The 17,115-nt window shown below is 43.5% G+C and carries 17 protein-coding genes, 1 tRNA gene and 1 riboswitch; of the genes, 7 read left to right on the forward strand and 11 right to left on the reverse strand.

Annotation, left to right across the window (positions count from 1 at the left end; genetic code table 11):
• The first annotated feature begins 100 nt into the window (after positions 1-100).
• Positions 101-226, forward strand: a riboswitch (SAM riboswitch).
• A 69-nt stretch (positions 227-295) separates the two neighbouring features.
• The 3 genes from G4O42_RS05940 (at position 296) to G4O42_RS05950 (ending at position 2,797) form a co-directional block, all read left to right on the forward strand.
• Positions 296-1,417, forward strand: a complete 1,122-nt coding sequence (locus G4O42_RS05940) for a methionine biosynthesis PLP-dependent protein (RefSeq protein ID WP_007610693.1) — start codon at positions 296-298, stop codon at positions 1,415-1,417.
• Positions 1,410-2,585 (forward strand): cystathionine beta-lyase, encoded by a 1,176-nt coding sequence (gene metC / locus G4O42_RS05945; RefSeq protein WP_021495001.1) that lies wholly within the window; start codon positions 1,410-1,412, stop codon positions 2,583-2,585. Before G4O42_RS05940 ends, metC begins: the two co-directional genes overlap by 8 nt.
• 139 nt (positions 2,586-2,724) lie before the next feature.
• Positions 2,725-2,797 (forward strand) — tRNA-Val (locus G4O42_RS05950).
• A gap of 243 nt (positions 2,798-3,040) precedes the next feature.
• Here the strand turns inward: G4O42_RS05950 and G4O42_RS05955 are convergent.
• The 5 genes from G4O42_RS05955 to G4O42_RS05975 all read right to left on the reverse strand — a co-directional run bounded on the left by G4O42_RS05955 (position 3,041) and on the right by G4O42_RS05975 (position 6,643).
• Positions 3,041-3,397 (reverse strand): hypothetical protein, encoded by a 357-nt coding sequence (locus tag G4O42_RS05955; protein WP_049589355.1) that lies wholly within the window; start codon positions 3,395-3,397, stop codon positions 3,041-3,043.
• A 368-nt stretch (positions 3,398-3,765) separates the two neighbouring features.
• Positions 3,766-4,065, reverse strand: a complete 300-nt coding sequence (locus G4O42_RS05960; RefSeq protein ID WP_032874492.1) for a contact-dependent growth inhibition system immunity protein — start codon at positions 4,063-4,065, stop codon at positions 3,766-3,768.
• Between the two features lie 53 nt (positions 4,066-4,118).
• Positions 4,119-4,427 carry a hypothetical protein gene (locus tag G4O42_RS05965; protein ID WP_032874494.1) on the reverse strand — a complete coding sequence of 103 codons (309 nt, stop codon included), beginning with the start codon at positions 4,425-4,427 and terminating at the stop codon, positions 4,119-4,121.
• Positions 4,428-4,460: 33 nt separating this feature from the next.
• A complete protein-coding gene (locus tag G4O42_RS05970) occupies positions 4,461-4,853 on the reverse strand; it encodes a CDI toxin immunity protein (RefSeq protein ID WP_032874496.1) in 393 nt (130 codons plus the stop codon).
• An 11-nt stretch (positions 4,854-4,864) separates the two neighbouring features.
• Positions 4,865-6,643 carry a T7SS effector LXG polymorphic toxin gene (locus tag G4O42_RS05975; RefSeq protein ID WP_032874498.1) on the reverse strand — a complete coding sequence of 593 codons (1,779 nt, stop codon included), beginning with the start codon at positions 6,641-6,643 and terminating at the stop codon, positions 4,865-4,867.
• A 522-nt stretch (positions 6,644-7,165) separates the two neighbouring features.
• Between G4O42_RS05975 and G4O42_RS05980 the strand changes: the two genes are divergently transcribed.
• From G4O42_RS05980 to G4O42_RS05995, 4 genes are all read left to right on the forward strand, one after another.
• On the forward strand, positions 7,166-7,528 hold the full coding sequence (locus G4O42_RS05980) for a hypothetical protein (protein ID WP_032874500.1): 363 nt from the start codon (positions 7,166-7,168) through the stop codon (positions 7,526-7,528).
• Between the two features lie 288 nt (positions 7,529-7,816).
• Entirely contained in the window at positions 7,817-8,203 is a 387-nt protein-coding gene (locus tag G4O42_RS05985) for a VOC family protein (RefSeq protein WP_007407334.1), read from the forward strand.
• A gap of 354 nt (positions 8,204-8,557) precedes the next feature.
• Entirely contained in the window at positions 8,558-9,478 is a 921-nt protein-coding gene (gene bla / locus G4O42_RS05990) for a class A beta-lactamase (RefSeq protein ID WP_087920758.1), read from the forward strand.
• 74 nt (positions 9,479-9,552) lie between these two features.
• Entirely contained in the window at positions 9,553-9,873 is a 321-nt protein-coding gene (locus G4O42_RS05995) for a putative quinol monooxygenase (protein WP_087920793.1), read from the forward strand.
• 99 nt (positions 9,874-9,972) lie between these two features.
• Here the strand turns inward: G4O42_RS05995 and G4O42_RS06000 are convergent, their stop codons facing one another.
• The 6 genes from G4O42_RS06000 to G4O42_RS06025 all read right to left on the reverse strand — a co-directional run bounded on the left by G4O42_RS06000 (position 9,973) and on the right by G4O42_RS06025 (position 17,103).
• Entirely contained in the window at positions 9,973-11,385 is a 1,413-nt protein-coding gene (locus G4O42_RS06000) for an MDR family MFS transporter (RefSeq protein WP_032874506.1), read from the reverse strand.
• Between the two features lie 142 nt (positions 11,386-11,527).
• Complete coding sequence (locus G4O42_RS06005; protein WP_007407329.1) at positions 11,528-12,001, reverse strand: MarR family transcriptional regulator; 474 nt, start codon at positions 11,999-12,001, stop codon at positions 11,528-11,530.
• A 271-nt stretch (positions 12,002-12,272) separates the two neighbouring features.
• Entirely contained in the window at positions 12,273-13,385 is a 1,113-nt protein-coding gene (locus G4O42_RS06010; protein WP_015239650.1) for a glycoside hydrolase family 53 protein, read from the reverse strand.
• 51 nt (positions 13,386-13,436) lie between these two features.
• Positions 13,437-14,936 (reverse strand): UDP-glucose--hexose-1-phosphate uridylyltransferase, encoded by a 1,500-nt coding sequence (gene galT / locus G4O42_RS06015; RefSeq protein ID WP_032874508.1) that lies wholly within the window; start codon positions 14,934-14,936, stop codon positions 13,437-13,439.
• Position 14,937: 1 nt separating this feature from the next.
• The gene (gene galE / locus G4O42_RS06020; RefSeq protein WP_032874510.1) at positions 14,938-15,930 is read right to left on the reverse strand and encodes a UDP-glucose 4-epimerase GalE; all 993 of its coding nucleotides are present in this window, start codon (positions 15,928-15,930) and stop codon (positions 14,938-14,940) included.
• A 3-nt stretch (positions 15,931-15,933) separates the two neighbouring features.
• Positions 15,934-17,103 (reverse strand): galactokinase, encoded by a 1,170-nt coding sequence (locus G4O42_RS06025; RefSeq protein ID WP_032874512.1) that lies wholly within the window; start codon positions 17,101-17,103, stop codon positions 15,934-15,936.
• Positions 17,104-17,115: the final 12 nt, after the last annotated feature.

Genomic DNA, 17,115 nt, shown 5'->3' on the forward strand with positions numbered 1-17,115 from the left:
CTTCAGATGCACTTCTTGCGAGAGTTCAGATAAATAAAAAGTTATTGAAATTCATTTTATAGTGCGTTAATATAGAACAATCAGAAAATACAAAACAATATTCTTATCACGAGAGGTGGAGGGACTGGCCCTTTGAAACCTCAGCAACCGGTTTGCTTTGCCGCGGGAAGGCAAAGTGCCAAGGTGCTAAATCCAGCAAGCGATTCACATGCTTGGAAGATAAGAGGAAGAGAAAAGCTCCTTCTTCTTATGAAGAGGGGGCTTTTTTATTTTTGAAAAAGGATGGTGCTTACTGATGACGCAGCATGTTGATACAAAATTAGCCCAAATCGGAAATAGAAGCGAAGAAGCAACGGGAACGGTCAGTCCGCCGATTTATCTGTCCACCGCTTACCGCCATAGAGGAATAGGAGAATCTACAGGTTTTGATTACGTGCGCACGAAAAACCCGACACGCCAGCTCGTCGAAGACGCCATCGCCGTGTTGGAAAACGGTGCGAGAGGATTTGCTTTCAGCTCGGGAATGGCAGCCATTCAAACCATTATGGCTTTATTTAAAAGCGGGGATGAATTGATTGTATCCTCCGATTTATACGGAGGCACGTACCGTTTGTTTGAAAACGAATGGAGAAAATACGGCTTAAGCTTTATTTACGATGATTTCAGCGATGAAGACTGTTTACGCTCCAAAATAACGGAAAATACGAAAGCGGTATTTGTTGAAACACCGACAAACCCGTTAATGCAGGAGGCGGACATTGAAAAAATCGCCCGGATTACGAAAGAAGCCGGCCTGCTTTTAATTGTGGATAATACGTTTTATACCCCGGTGCTCCAGCGCCCGCTTGAACTGGGAGCGGACATCGTCATTCACAGCGCCACAAAATATTTAGCGGGGCACAATGATCTCCTTGCCGGTCTGGCTGTCGTTAAGGATGAAGAGCTCGGCGAGATCATGTTTAATCACCAAAATGCGATCGGCGCGGTTCTCCCGCCGTTTGATTCGTGGCTTTTAATGAGAGGGATGAAAACACTCGGACTCAGAATGCGCCGTCATGAAGAAAACGCCCGTGAACTTGCAGAATTTTTAGAACAGGAAGAAGAAATTGCCGACGTGTTATATCCCGGAAAAGGCGGGATGCTGTCTTTCCGGCTGCAAAAAGAGGAATGGGTCAATCCGTTTTTAAAGGCGCTGAAAACGATCTGTTTCGCAGAAAGTCTCGGCGGGGTGGAAAGCTTTATTACATATCCCGCGACGCAGACGCACATGGACATTCCGGAAGACATCCGTATCGCAAACGGCGTCTGCAACCGTCTGCTGAGATTTTCAGTGGGCATTGAACATGCAGAAGATTTGAAGCGGGATGTAAAGCAGGCATTACAGCAAGTAAAAGAGGGGGCCGTATCATATGAGTAATCACAATTGGACGCTGGAAACCCAGCTCGTGCACAATCCATTTAAAACAGACGGAGCCACCGGAGCCGTCAGCGTCCCGATCCAGCATGCTTCCACATTCCATCAGTCTTCATTTGAAGAATTCGGGACATATGACTACAGCCGCTCAGGCACACCGACAAGAACAGCGCTTGAAGAAACGATCGCAGGTCTTGAAGGCGGAACGAGAGGATTTGCTTTCAGCTCCGGAATGGCGGCGATTTCGACGGCGTTTCTGCTCTTATCCCAAGGCGACCATGTTCTCGTCACGGAGGATGTGTACGGCGGAACATTCCGCATGGTGACTGAGGTTCTGTCCCGTTTCGGGATCGAACATACCTTTGTCGATATGACGGATATCAACGAAGTGGCGCGGAATATCCAGCCGAACACAAAGGTCATTTATATGGAAACACCGTCAAATCCGACACTTGGAATTACTGATATTAAAGCGGTTGTCCAGCTTGCAAAAGAAAACGGCTGTCTGACCTTTCTGGATAATACATTCATGACACCTGCACTGCAGCGTCCGCTTGATCTCGGCGTTGATATTGTGCTTCACAGCGCAACAAAATTCCTGAGCGGACACAGTGATGTGCTGTCAGGCCTTGCCGCCGTAAAAGATGAAGAGCTCGGCAATCAGCTGTATAAGCTGCAAAACTCGTTCGGCGCCGTCCTTGGCGTGCAAGATTGCTGGCTCGTGCTGCGCGGCTTAAAAACATTGCAGGTCAGACTGGAAAAAGCGAGCCGGACGGCTGAGCGGCTGGCTGCCTATTTTGACGGGCATCCCGCAGTCAAAAACGTTTACTATCCCGGCCTTGCCGGACACCCGGGAGCCGATACCCATAAACGTCAAGCGAGCGGAGCGGGCGCCGTCCTGTCCTTTGAATTGGAAAGCAAAGAAGCCGTCAAAAAGCTGGTCGAAAACGTATCGCTTCCGGTATTTGCCGTCAGCCTCGGCGCCGTCGAGTCCATTCTCTCATACCCTGCAGCCATGTCGCATGCCGCCATGCCGAAAGCAGAGAGGGAGAAACGCGGCATCACAGACGGCCTTCTGCGCCTGAGCGTCGGAGTCGAAAACGCCGAAGATTTAGAACGGGACTTCGAACAGGCATTGAAAAAAATAACCCCCGCCCAAGTGAGATCATAAACGAAAAGGGCGCCGTCAATTTTGCGACGCGCCCTTTTTTTTATTTTAGATAAAAAAAGTGTTGACGAATGAGAAATCAGGAGATATAATTATAAATGTCAGAGAGACAACAACATACCCAGCAACACATACATATCATGATTCCGTAGCTCAGCTGGGAGAGCGCTACCTTGACAGGGTAGAGGTCGCTGGTTCGAGCCCAGTCGGAATCATAGCCAAAACCCTTGCGTAGCAAGGGTTTTTTATTTTTTATTGAAACAGCTCTAGAGACTTACATTATTCCAGTAAGAAGGGCAAGGAAATGGCATTGATTGCTATTATGCACTGAAAACCAAAAATTCGTCAGACCGTTCCTAATGAGTTCTCCAGATAGAACTGCGGATCGAAAACAAAGTGAAACTTGAAGCGGTATTAAGTAATAAAAAGGTCCCTTGAATTTCAAGGGACCTAAAGTTTCAATCATCACTCTTATACCTTTGGGGGATCTTGTCTCTCCAATCGAGTATAAGTTTTTTGGATTTTTCTGTCTCCATGGAGCTTCTATCGTTTTCATTTTCTGTATAAAGGTGTTCTATGACTGTTTGATCTTCTTTTATATATGCAATGGTTGTATTTAGTTGAATCTCATATTCTTCAGAAGAACCATCCAATACATCTTGAATCATTTTCAAGTATTCATCAGCTTCATCTACCGAAACAATGTCTTCTATGAAATCAGAAAAGTATTCTAACTCTGCGGGGAGAACTACTCGTAAGTATCCTAAATGGTCTCTTTTACATTCAAATGAATATTCCATAATAAAATCAATCATTCCCTTGGTTTTTTTATATAAAGGATATGCAGTAGCTATTGAGCCATCTTTATTAATGTACATCTCTACATCTAATACAGCCGATATGGTTTAGCGACTTTTTGTTCATCAGAGAGATGGGAAAAATCCCATAAAATGAGATTAGAAGAATATAAATTAAGTCCATTATTATGGTTTTTTTTTTATTACCCTCTTTTTCTGCAGTTTATACCACTTCAATTTATCTGTCATCAAAAATGCGGTCGAACGATTCAGTCCATGTTTGTTTTGAAGACATACGGCATTTACGGACTAAAAACGAAAGCGGAGCGAGAAGTGAAATTGAAATTATAAAAGAAGCCCTTCTTATAAGAGGGCTCTTTTTCTAACTATGTTGTTTTAAGGTGTTTTTTAATTTGTTCAGTGACTTGCTTAAGCCATTCTAATGGTGTTATATCATCTTCTGGAAAGTATATGCCATCCGCTGCTTCTTCTATAAATTCATTCTTATCTGCTTCAGAATAATCACTATTTACAAACTCAGTTAGTGCTATTAAATCTCTTTCTTTTAGTTTTTGTGATGCTTCATTTAAATATTCATCAAGTGCATTTTCCGGAGACTCTATATCTTGGTGGAAATGTCCACCGAGAAATCTAAATACAGGATCAGAAACTTTAATTTCAATCATTGCTTACCACCACCAAGAATCGTTATCTTCAAATATAAGAGATGGTAAGTATATTATTCTATATAACTTTCTGCTATATCAATATCATTTGTCATTTTTAGGCCAGGGTATTTTTCATCTAATTTTCTTAAACAATCAATAAGTTCTTTACTTTGCAAACTTTCAGCTAAATCTTCAAATACCTCACTGACCCAATATAAATCTGCTTTATTACAATTTTCTAGATAGCTGATTGTATTTTCTTCGTTTTCTGAGAGCACTTCAATTATTTCATCCCAACTTTTTTGAATGCCATAGTCATCATTAAGATTAAGTTTTTTTCTTTTAATTAATATATCTTTCATTTTTTTCTCTAAATTCATATTGATTCTCTTAACTAAGAAGGGCTAATATTTTCATATTGCTTTCCCTATTGTTACATCTCCATCATGGAAAAATTCAATAACATAACCAGATTCGCTGAACATGAAGGTATCTGAACCTACAGCAGTTACATCATCAATTACGTTTAAGGCGTTGTCTAAGCTGGTTTTTACAGCTGGATAATCACCGTAAGCCCAAAGGAGAATAACAGTTTTATTATCTATTTTATTCTGAACTAACCATTCATCAATATCTTCAGCGTAATCAATAGATCTGTGATAAGTTACTTCATCCCATTTAATTCTTCCCCATGATGTGAAGGGGAAACTTTCGCCAAGTTGCTCATGATATTTACGTGTCTCAGAAATAGTGAGGACTTCTTTGTTATCTCCAAGAGCTTCTAGACATTCTTCGTATAAGGTCATATTAACACTTCCTATTTATTTAAATGTTTTAAAAGGGATTTATAAGTATCTTCGTTTCCGTTAAAAGGTATATAATATTTCTTTGCCTTATCTCCTTTTCCATTTCTATAATCCTCAACATTTATATGAGGTCCCTTTTCGGGGTCATAATCTAATCTCCAAAGGACTTTATTATCTCCAGACATTCGGCCAGTAACTTTACCAAAGCCTGCGCTTTTAGACAAAGTACCTATAAAAGGTTTTGAATCTATTCCTAAATCACCAATTAGATTTAGCGCCTCATTTCTAGCTTGTTCATATGTGTCTACCTTTGGAAGCGCAACTTCTCTTGATTTTTTGGAAAGGCCTTTTTTAACTGTCTTGCTTTTTGATGACTTACCATTGATTGATTTATAGAGTACACTATCTTTAGTGGAATCGGCTACTCTTTTTAGGAGTGATGTATTCTTCACATTAATAGTATTCTCAGCATCTTGAAGGATTCCTTCTAATGCAGGAGTATACCGATTGACAGGAGATTTGTAAAACTGTTTTACAGACTTTCCGCCTTTCTTAATTGTGCCACCAGCTTTAGCAAGATCTTTCGAGCCTGTTGAGACAGAGGACTTTCCGCCTTTCAATAACAGAAGGCTTCCGCCCAAGTAAGTAACATAGTGCATCCGTGTATATGCATCCCCGTGAATCATCTTTTTATCCCAATCATCCTTCAATGTGTCAACCATACTTTGATAGACACCTAGATAATCGTATTCCAGAACAGTATCCAGAACTTTTTGAGGATCTTTGTTTAAGTTGTCAATTGTCCAACCGATATTCCGTCCGAGTTGAAGTGCTCCTTCACCGGTATCCTTGGCAAGATCGTATACACCAACAAGCAGACCTTTGGCGCCATCACCTATGATTTGCAATGCTTCTTTTCCGTTATCCATGAAAGCTTTACGCTGTTCCAGAAATGAAACAAATTCAAGCTGTTCAGGGGTGAGATTCTCATAGCCAACCTTTTTGGCGATTTCCAAATATTCATCCGGATCGGTGACACCAGCGGCCAGCTTTTTCTTCAGATCCTGGATTTCCCGCTCTTTCGCTTCTTCCTTTTTAATCGTCAAATAAGCATCCGAATGTCTTGCAATCTCGCCTTTTTTCTTATGGATGTCGCTTTCACGGTACGCCTTAGCGTTGTAGTGAAGCGGCGTGGCGCTTTTTCCTTTGCCTGTGGCGTTTTGGAGCTGCTGAAAATCGGCCTGGATGAACTGTTCGTTCGCTTCGGTTTCTGTGTATTCCTTCGTTAGATCGTGATCAAGCTTGCCGAGCTTATGTATCGTTTCGCTTCTTTTTTTGTCAGCTGAAGAAAGCTTCTGATCTGTGCTTTCGGTTGAAAATAATTCGAGCGAGATGATGTCTTCGATCTCTCCGAGGATGGACCCCATGTCCTTTTTTTGCTCTTCCATAATCGCCTTTGATTTACTGAGGGCGTGGGTAAGCTCATGCTCCAGAAATGATTCCTCCACATGCGAATTGGAAAGTCCGGCGTCTTCGACCTTACCGGGAAGGCTTGTGAGAAATGCGATTTTCATGTCGATCAGATCAAGCCAGCTGTTTGTGACGCCGGCGTGGTCCTTGAAAAAAGCTTTGATGTTGTCAGCGCCCCGGCCTGAGAAATCATTGTCACCAAGATCAGCCATGCCTTGAAACGCTTTTTTCAGGTTGACCATCTGACCGCGCAGTTCTTTATATTCACCCGCGCGCTGTTTGGCAGCGGCCAGCAGGGTGGTTGCTTCGAAAACTTTCATTACCATATCCTTTCATTCGAAATACTTTAACAAGATATTATCATGTAGGAATGAAGGGGAAGACAAATAAGTATTTTGAAAGTGCAAAATGATTAATTTGTTCTGGGTAAATTTACTTATTTTATGATCGGGAATTGGGGAAGAGTTAGCTTCAGGTTGAATCGGTTGTTGGAACATCATGTGATGCATCTCCTTTAAAAAACATACACACATATTAGAGGGCTGAAATTCACCCGTATGAATTGGGATACGGCGGCCCAAACGGCTTTTCGCATGGAACCAACATGCGGCAACTGGTCAACAGCTTTAGAAACTTCATCCTAACAGGGAAGTGCGGCAAGCATTGGGAATATAAAGGAATATAGACTTACAGCTATGAAGGATGTATGAAAATCCGTCAGACGGCGAAGGAAAGGCAAATCTCCATTTATTGTGACGGTTATAATGCGGGTGCATGGAACTTCCCGTTCATCCGGAGTTATGTCAGAGGGACGAAAAGACTTTTATGGAGGAGGAAGCGGAATGATTGAATTTACACGGCCATCGCCTATGAAGAAAACATGCACGATGCACCCGGAAAAGGAATCTGTCAGAGCAGTTTCGTTTACTGATTTTAACGGCAATTCTGTAACAGTAACCCTTTGTCAAATGTGTCTGGCTGAATTAAAAATGAAAGCCGCGACTGAATACAGGAGTATGACTGAGGAGCGGGCTAAACAGAATCGTTTCAAGATTGGTGATCATGTGTATTTAGAGCATTTGGGAGTAGTCAGCGAGATAAAAAACATGGAAGGCGTTCAAGTGGCAAACAGGACAGACACAGACGGAGTCAGAAAGGCTACCCCTAAGGAAATCGCAGAATATAAAAAGCAGGGGAAGCAATGACGGTGAAAACTATTCAGTCAATCATTCTATCAGCTGTATTACTTAGAGGAGCGGCGGCCGAATGTTTACGGATGCGCGACTTACACGGCCGGAGCCTCCACGGTGGAGAGGAGGAGAATTCAAACTAAGAATGTGAATTGATTAAACGCAGTTTCATGAATCTCCGAAGGCTTTCACCCGAAATTTTGGTGCAGTATGGAAAAATTTTATGGAAACTTGACATAATGCTGTCAGGTCCCTATTGTATGATTAAATGAATGGCTAGTAAAATGATAGGAGGCGTTCAATATGAAGTTGTTGCAAATTAGACTATTGGTTAATGATTTTAAGAAAAGCGTCGAGTTTTACAAAGATTCATTAGGACTTCCAATAAGTTGGTTAGAGAAGGAAATGGAATATGCACTTTTCGATAATGGAGAAACGAAAATAGAACTTTTATCTCGAGAAAATATGGCTGAAATAGTTGGAGAAGAAAGAAAATCTTTAGACGGAGATGCGCAATCAAGATTTTTGCTTCAGTTTAAGGTAGAAGATGTTGATAAAACGTATGACTATCTGCACAAGCAAGGGATTAAATGCGTCAATGAACCACATGATCGTCAGGAATGGCGTGCACGAGTTGCTCATTTCAGAGATCCAGATAATAATCTTATTGAAATATATAAAATGATATAATTTTTTGACTGGCGGGATTAAGGTAATGCGTTTGTTAACTTACCTTATGATTTTTATAGTCTGCAAGAGAAACGTATATAGGTCCAAGACGGAAAGCCTGCGGACACTGATCATTGCACAGCATCACTGTGCTCTGACTGTGTCCGTTTTTATTTGCACGGAGGGATAACAAATAGATGATGAACACGAAGTGGACATGCAAACATTCAGACGCGGCAAGGGCGGCGCATTTAAGCGCAAATAAGGGGAGGAATCAGAATACAAGATTTAATCATTCAAAGGAAATATATTGACTTTCATCCTGTTTGTAATGTTAATTAGAAGATGTATACAAAAACATTATAATGAGGAGGCCTGAATGTGAAAAATAAAGCGGGAATACAAGTTGGAATATGCATTGGACTTTTATGTTTAAGCTTTACCGGTTTCAATCCTTTATTCGGCTCAGCGCATGCTGAAGCGAAGTCTATAGAAAACACAAAAATGACAAGCTGTATAACGAATCAGAAATTTGTTCAGCTTGAGAAAAAATTTGATGCCAGGCTTGGGGTTTATGCGATTGATACAGGTTCAAACAAGACAATCGCCTATCGGCCGAATGAACGGTTTGCTTACGCATCAACCTATAAAGTTCTGGCCGCGGCTGCTGTTCTGAAGAAAAGCTCAAATGAAAAACTTAATGCCATCATCCGCTACAGCAAAGACGATTTAGTTACATATTCTCCAATCACAGAAAAACACCTGGATACAGGCATGAGCCTGAAAGAAATCTCAGAAGCCGCTGTCCGTTACAGCGATAATACCGCCGGGAACCTATTGCTGCAGCAGCTTGGCGGCCCTAAAGGTTTCGAAAAATCACTGAAACAGATCGGGGATCATGTAACAAAAGCTGATCGATTCGAGACGGATCTAAACTCGGCGATTCCCGGGGATCGTCGTGACACAAGCACCGCAAAAGCACTGGCAACTGACCTTAAGACTTTCGCTTTGGGTAACACTCTCACGACTGACAAGCGCACGATCTTAACGGATTGGATGCGGGGCAACGCTACCGGCGATGAACTGATTCGTGCAGGCGCTCCTGCAGGATGGGAAGTCGGCGATAAATCCGGAGCCGGAAGTTACGGGACGCGAAACGACATTGCGATCGTTTGGCCGCCTGACAGAGCCCCAATTGTTTTGGCAATCCTGTCAAACCGGTTTACGGAAGATGCCGATTATAATAATGCTCTTATCGCTGAGGCTGCAAAAGTCGCTCTTAATGCTCTTAAATAAACATTGTCGTTCATTTTTTATGGCCGGTTTTTTATATGTTGAGAACATCGGTATTTTTTTCGATAAATGTGGTAATGAAGAGCCGTAAAATGATGGGAAGAGGGGGAATTTCGATGCATTACATAACGGCATGCTTAAAAATCATCAGTGATAAAGACCTTAATGAAATAATGAAGGAATTCAAAAAACTTGAGGAAGAAACGAACAAAGAAGACGGCTGTATTCAGTTCCATGCTTATCCGCTCGAACCATCAGAACGCAAAATCATGCTTTGGGAGATTTGGGAAAACGAAGAAGCTGTTAAAGTCCATTTTACGAAAAAACATACAAAAGACGTTCAAAAACAAGAATTAACGGAAGTAGAGTGGTTAATGAAAAGCAATGTGAATGAGTAAAAGGCTTTGTCTATTGTTGGCTGACTCTGCCGGCAACAATCATCAGTTTCATTCACTAAAACCCTTGCTGTGCAAGGGTTTTTTACTTTAAAAAGTTCTTTATATCGCAGTCTTTTTATGGGTAAGGAACAGACTTGGAATGAAAATGGCCGCAAGGATGATGACGGATACTAAGAATCCGGCATGGTAGCCTTTTAAACTGTTCGGAATCGTCGGCTGCAATCCTTGTATGACAGTTGCGGTAACGGTTGCGATCACAGCTGACCCAAAGCTGGAACCGAGGTTTTCAATCATATGAATACCGACACCTGCTTCCGGAAGCTGTTTGCTGTCAAGGCCTGTATAAGCGTCACTCATTAATGGGAGCATAATTCCTCCAAAACTGGTGCCGCGGATAAATAATACGACGGAAATCCAAATCATACTTGTGTTATCGGTGATAAAAATAAGCGGAATAGATCCGATCAGCGAAAGAACAAGACTGACCGTAACCACGTATTTCGCACCGATCTTATCAATCAATTTTCCGATCAGCGGACGAGTCACGAGCATTCCGACTCCTTGAGGGATTAAAGCGAGTGCTGCTCCGACTGCCGTGAAATGACGAATGTTTTGAAAAAACAGCGGAAGTATTAACATCGGCCCCATGATGGCAACATTCGCTAAGAACAACCCGATCGAAGATGATAAGAAGCTCTTGTTTGCAAACAAATTCATAGGCAGCACGGTTTGGTTTTTCTTGATCAGATTATATACAAGATAAATGGCTGCTGAAACAAGACCGATGCCTGCCCATAAAATGGTGTCGCTATTGTTAAATGATGCATGATCCGCCGCTTTCGTAATACCGTACATCAATGCCGCGCTCATTAATGACAAATTGATAATCCCGAAAATATCGAGTTTACGATCTTTGTTGAATGGTTCAAAGTCTGGAATGGTTTTCATCATAAGCGGTGCAGCAATCAAAATGATGAACACGTTGATGTAAAAAATCCAATGCCATGAAGCGCCTTGGACGATGAAGCCTCCGATGACAGGTCCTAAGATCGGGCCGAAGATCATAGGGGTGCTGACGATTGCCATCACTTTTCCCAGGTTTTCCGGACCTGCCGTTTTAACCAAGAGTGTTGACATAAGCGGAGTCATAATACCGGCGCTGAATCCTTGAAGCAAACGGAAGAAGATGAAGCTGGAAACGTCACGGCTCATCCCCGCAAAAACAGAAATGACACCAAAGGCGATGACTGAGCCGATGAAGATTTTCTTACCGTTATATTTATTCATAAGCCAGCCGGATACGGGTACTGCAATCGCAAGTGCTAAGACATAGCCTGTAACGGACCACTGAATGGTATCCAATGTCGTGTTGAAGTCTTTGGTCAGTTTGTCGATGGCGATGTTTACCATCGTAGAGTCAAGCATTGGAGCGATTGCTCCCAGTGCAATAGCCCAGGCGGCTGTGAGAACTTCTTTTGGCACCCGAAGTTCCTTTCTTTTATGTGTTGACATAGTATGCTCCTCTCAAAATTGCTGTCTTTGTTTCCTTGTCAACAAAATGATAGAGTGATTTTGTTTCTTTGTCAACAATAAGAGGGATATAAAAAGGCAGCCCGTTTTCATGGAGAAGGGCTGCCTATGGTTTTATTCATATTTATTCCGATTTCATGTCTGCACCAAGTTTCTTTATTTCTGAATCCAAATGCCTGCTGTATGTTTCCACGAAGTTCAGCATCGTGTCAAATTGTTCATCGGTTACTTGTTCAAACACGATTTTGTCCCGTTCTTGAAACTCTTTGTGCAATTCCTCGTGAATTTTATAAATGACTTTTCCTTGCTCAGTAAGCCTGAAATAGATTTCTTTCTTGTTAAGCGGCTTCTGATAGCTTTCGATAAGGCCTTTATTGATAAGCTTCTTCGTTAATTTACTTATGGCGCCTCTTGTCATATAAAGGGACTCCGCAAGTTTAGTCACATTGGCGTCTTCAATTTTTTCGATGAATTCGATGCAATGCACTTCAGAAGGTTTATGCCCCTTAAGGCTTTCTTCCATCTTCAGCCTATTCAGCCACACCATCTTGTTAAAAAAGTCCCTGAAATCCGTGAGGAGCTGTTCTTTTTTGTCCATGGGCCGTCCTCCTGCTCAGTGGTGCTTACACAATATTATAAAATTTTTGTTTCTTTTTCAACAATCGTAAAGTTATTATTTAGGAACTGAGAGATAGTGCGCAGAAATTAAGAAGGAGGGGGATAGAAGAAGTATTCTATTTTTAACCGAAACGTGGTTTTCGGGTATTTTTCTTTCCGTATTCGTTACTTGCTCTGTTTCATAACAGGCCAACACTGCAGCCTTATAAAAAAGCAGGCTGCGCAGTGAGCCTGCTTGAGATTCGCATCAATCATTTTCCTGTTGCGGCGTCATGAAAAGCGTCGATTGCGGTTGTGTATTTCAAGACGTTTTTAGACACTTTGGCGGTTGCGCCTAATGGATACGCGTCTGACAGAACGCTGGAGTGAGCTTCGGGCTCCCAGTAAAATACGCCGGTTCCTTTGCCGTTCGGAACGGCTTTCACCAGTTTTATGGTGTCTTTTATAGTCCAGTAGGAATCTTTCGGATTATTTTCATCTCCGCCCAGTTCAACCACCATGACTTCCTTGTTGTAGCGTGAGGCGATGTCATTCAAATTAGATGATAAATGGCCGGTGAGCTCCCAGTACGGCTTACCTTCCCAATAGGGATAGAACGAAACGCCGATGATGTCGGTTTTTCCTCCGTTTTTAAAGAATTGATCAAACCACCATCTGAATAGGCTGTTGTCCGTGCCGTGTGCCAAATGGCTGATGACCTTGGTGGCCGGGCTGACGGATTTCACGGCGTCATAGCCTTTGTTCAGTAAGGCGGTCAATTTGCTGAAATCGTTCGTGCTGCCGTCGGGCAGTAAAATTCCTGAATTCATTTCATTCCCTACTTGCACCCAATCAGGGGAGATGCCGTGATTTTTAAGTTCTTTCATGACATCGTACGTATGGTTATACACGGCTGCCTGCAGCTGGCTGTTTGAATAGCCGGTCCATTTGTTCGGCTTGATCTGGTGGCCGGGATCAGCGAACACATCACTGTAATGGAAGTCAACCATTACCTTCATTCCTAACGCTTTTGCCCTTTTGGCCGCCGCAAGTACGCCCGCTTTGTCACTATAGCCGAGCATGGTCCATGTTGTGCCGTCTTTCAGCCAATAATAGCTGCTTGGCGGATTCACAAACACTCTCAGTCTCACGGCATTTATTCCGTGATCTTTAAGAATCTGCAAGGCATCTTTCTGTTTTCCGCCGTCATCCAGCCAGCGCACACCTTCGTCCTCCATTTGTTTCAGCCATCCTATATCAGCGCCATAGGCAAACGGGGCATCCGCTTTTGCTTTAGGAGACTTCTCAAAGAATGTAAAAGCAGTGAAAATGAGAGAAAGACAGATTGCGTTTACAAATACACGTTTCAATCGGTTTTTGAACATCACAATACCTCCTGATAAAAAAGATTGTTGATTGATTTCACTCTGAATGTTTCAGCTGCCATTCTCCAATAACGTCGTGAAACGCTGAAACGCCTGAATTCCTTCGGGTGTCATTTTAAAAACGCCTGCATCGGTCAGCGCGCGTAAAAATACATTCGCGGTTTCTTTTTGTATAACAGCGGCTGCATTTTCCGGTGTCACGTCTTTATCCGCTTTGATGTTTTCAGCCCACGGAAGATGAATGTCTTTGATGTCATGAGGTTCATTCAGTAAATACTTTTTCACTTCTGCCAGCTCATCTTTCAGGCGGGGAGGTAAAACGGCAAGTCCCATCACTTCAATCAGACCGATATTTTCTTTTTTGATGTGATGGACATCTTGATGCGGGTGAAAAATGCCATCCGGATAATCTTCGGAGGTGCGGTTGTTTCTGAGAGCGAGATCCATTTCGAAATCCGTTCCCCTGCGTCTGGCAATTGGAGTGACGGTATTATGGGGTTCATTTGTCTTTGCGATGATGCTGACGGTTTCGTCTGAATATTCCCGCCACTTTTCAAAAACATACGCAGCGGCATCTGTCAGCAAATCCGGATCTTTTGCGCGAAGGCGGATCACTGATACCGGCCACTTCACGGCTTCGGCCTGAACGTCTGGAAAATGACGCATATGAAAAGGGTAGAGGGAACCCGCTTTTGCCATCGGAAACTCATGGCCGCCGCCTTGATAATGATCGTGAGAAAGAATGGAGCCTCCTACGATCGGCAAGTCTGCGTTTGATCCCGCGAAATAATGCGGGAAGATTTCCGTAATGGCCAGAAGCCTTCTGAAGCTGTCACGGCTGATGTTCATCGGCTTGTGCACGCTTGAAAGAAAGATGGCATGCTCGCTGTAATACGCATAAGGAGAGTATTGAAAACCCCACTGTTCTCCCGCTAAGTCAAGCCTGATGATGCGGTGGTTTGAACGGGCAGGGTGATGCGGTGTTCCGGCATACCCCTCGTTTTCCATACAGAGCAGGCATGTCGGATAACGGTTTTCCGGGCTGTTTTTTATCGCGGCGATGTCTTTAGGATCTTTTTCGGGCTTTGATAAATTAATGGTGATGTCCAATTCTCCAAAAGGTGTTGGTGAGCGGTACACGATATTTTTTCGAATGGCCCGCGTCTTAATATAGTCGTTGTTTTGACTCAATCTATAAAAATAATCTGTTGCTTTTTTCGGACAATCTGATAACAATTTGCTGAATGCGGCATTGATCAGAGAAGGGGCCGGTGTGATCACGTCCATGATTCTGCTTCCCAGCATGTCTCTTTCAGCCGGCGTATCGTTAATGATTGACCGTTTTACCGCGTCTTTCACCATTTCGTCCAAATAGTGAAGCCTGTTTTGTTTCTTGATATGCTTCGGTTCTGCATAATCCGTCAGTCCGAGCAGATCGAGAAGTCTGTTTCTTGTATAAATCACATCCGTTTCATTTATGTCGCCTAAGACAGTGCTTTCTTTCAGAAACCCTGCCACTGATTCAAAAACTTCAATGACCGCCGCCTCCATTTCATTTGTCCTTGTATCCGTTTGGATGTTGCCGATGCCAATTCCATGCTGACGCAATGATTTCCGATATGTCCGTTTGTTTCGGATTCCAGCCCAGAATGTTCCGCGCTTTATCGCTGGAAGCGATGAGGGTGCTTGGATCACCGGGTCTTCTTGCGGCCGCTCTTACTTTTATGTCTCTTTCGGTCACTTGCCTGGCCGCTTCCGCCATTTCTGATACGGAAAACCCGCTGCTTGATCCTAAATTGAAAATGCCGCTGTCTCCGCCGTTTTGCAAATATTCCAGAGCGAGAATATGGGCATCGATTAAATCGGAAACATGGACATAATCGCGGATGCACGTGCCGTCTTTTGTATCATAGTCAGTGCCGAATATCAAAACCTCCTCGCGCTGACCGAGCGCGGTTTGTAAAAGGATAGGGATAAGGTGGGTTTCTGGATGATGATCTTCTCCGATGGAACCGTCCGTTTTCGCGCCGGCAACGTTAAAATACCGAAGCGAGACATATTTTATGCCGCAGGCGGTTTCGCACCACTTCAACATTTTTTCTGCCATGAGTTTTGATTCGCCGTATGCGCTTTCCGGCTTTTCCGGCATGTCTTCTGTGATGGGCACTTTTTCAGGTTCGCCGTATACAGCGGCGGATGAAGAAAACACAATGTGTTTCACCCCGAATTCCTGCATGACCTCCAGCGTAATTTGCGTACCGTACACATTATTATTGAAATATGAAAGAGGGTCTTTCATTGATTCGCCGACAAGGGATTGAGCGGCAAAATGGAGAACGCCTGTTACGTTCTCCTTCGCAAACACAGAGCGAAGAAACGGTTTGTCACGGATATCTCCATGGTAAAAAACTGCTTTTTCATGAACGGCTTTCCGGTGGCCTGTCTGCAGATGATCCACAGCTATCGTTTCAAATCCTTTGTTTAATAATTGATCAACCGCATGAGAACCGATATAGCCGGCTCCGCCGAGAACGAGAATCGCCATGATTTATTTTTCCCTCCATTCAGCCGCGCCATCGCTTATATCCGCGATGTAGAAAGAAGCTTCAAGACCTGTCCTGCTGCGGTAGTGAGATGAAACGGCCCGGGTAAAGCCGGCGGTTTCTTCACTTTCCACAATGGCTATGGCGCAGCCCCCGAACCCCGCGCCCGTCATCCGCGCTCCGAGCGCTCCTTCTTTCCAGGCTGCTTCAGCGAGCGCGTCTAATTCGTCACCGGTCACTTCGTAATCATCGCGTAACGAACGGTGGGACGCATTCATCAGCTCGCCGAACGTTTTCAAATCATTCGATTTGAGAGCCTCCGCGGCTGAGAGGGTCCGCTCGTTTTCGTTGACCGCGTGCCGGGCTCTTTTACGCAAAGTTTCACAGGAGAGAAGGGATTCGAGTTCGTTGAATTCTTCTGCCGTCAATTCCGCAAGTGATGCGATATTCCGATATTGCCGCAGTTCTGAAAGAGCTGCGTCGCATTCGCTGCGGCGTTCATTATATTTTGAAACCGCCAGCTCCCGGCGCTTGTTCGTATTCATAATGACGATTTTATATCCGTTAAAAGCAGCCGGAATCATTTCGTGCTCAAGCTTATCGCAGTTTAACAGAATGGCCATGTTCTTTTTGCCTTTTTGCACTGCGAATTGATCCATAATGCCTGAATTCACGCCGATAAATTCATTTTCGACTCTTTTTCCGATAAGCGCCAGTTCAGTATCGGAAACATCCAGACTGAATAACCTCCTTAAAATGGAGCCGGTTAACATTTCAATAGAAGCGGAGGAGCTTAAACCGGCTCCGTTTGGAATCGTACCGTGAAAAAGAATATCCACTCCGCTGTCTATTTGGCCGCCGGCTTCAAGAAGGTAATGGATCATCCCCTTCGGATAATTGGCCCAGCCGTCTTCTTTTTTGTATGCTGTGGCGGAAAGATCAAGACAGACAATGCCGCTGTCAGTAAAGTTTTCTGAGTATAACCGGATCTGGTGATCTCCGCGCTTTGCGCATACGGCATAAGTTCCGATCGTAATCGCGCAGGGGAGAACATGGCCGCCTATATAATCCGTATGTTCCCCGATCAGGTTGATCCGGCCGGGTGCGAAAAACAGTTCCCCGTTACTTCTCTTGAAAATGTCTTCGAATCTTGATTTCAAAAGTTTGGCATCCATGATAAACCTCCG

This window comes from Bacillus sp. LUNF1 (genome assembly GCF_011008975.1).
Lineage (GTDB): Bacteria > Bacillota > Bacilli > Bacillales > Bacillaceae > Bacillus > Bacillus velezensis.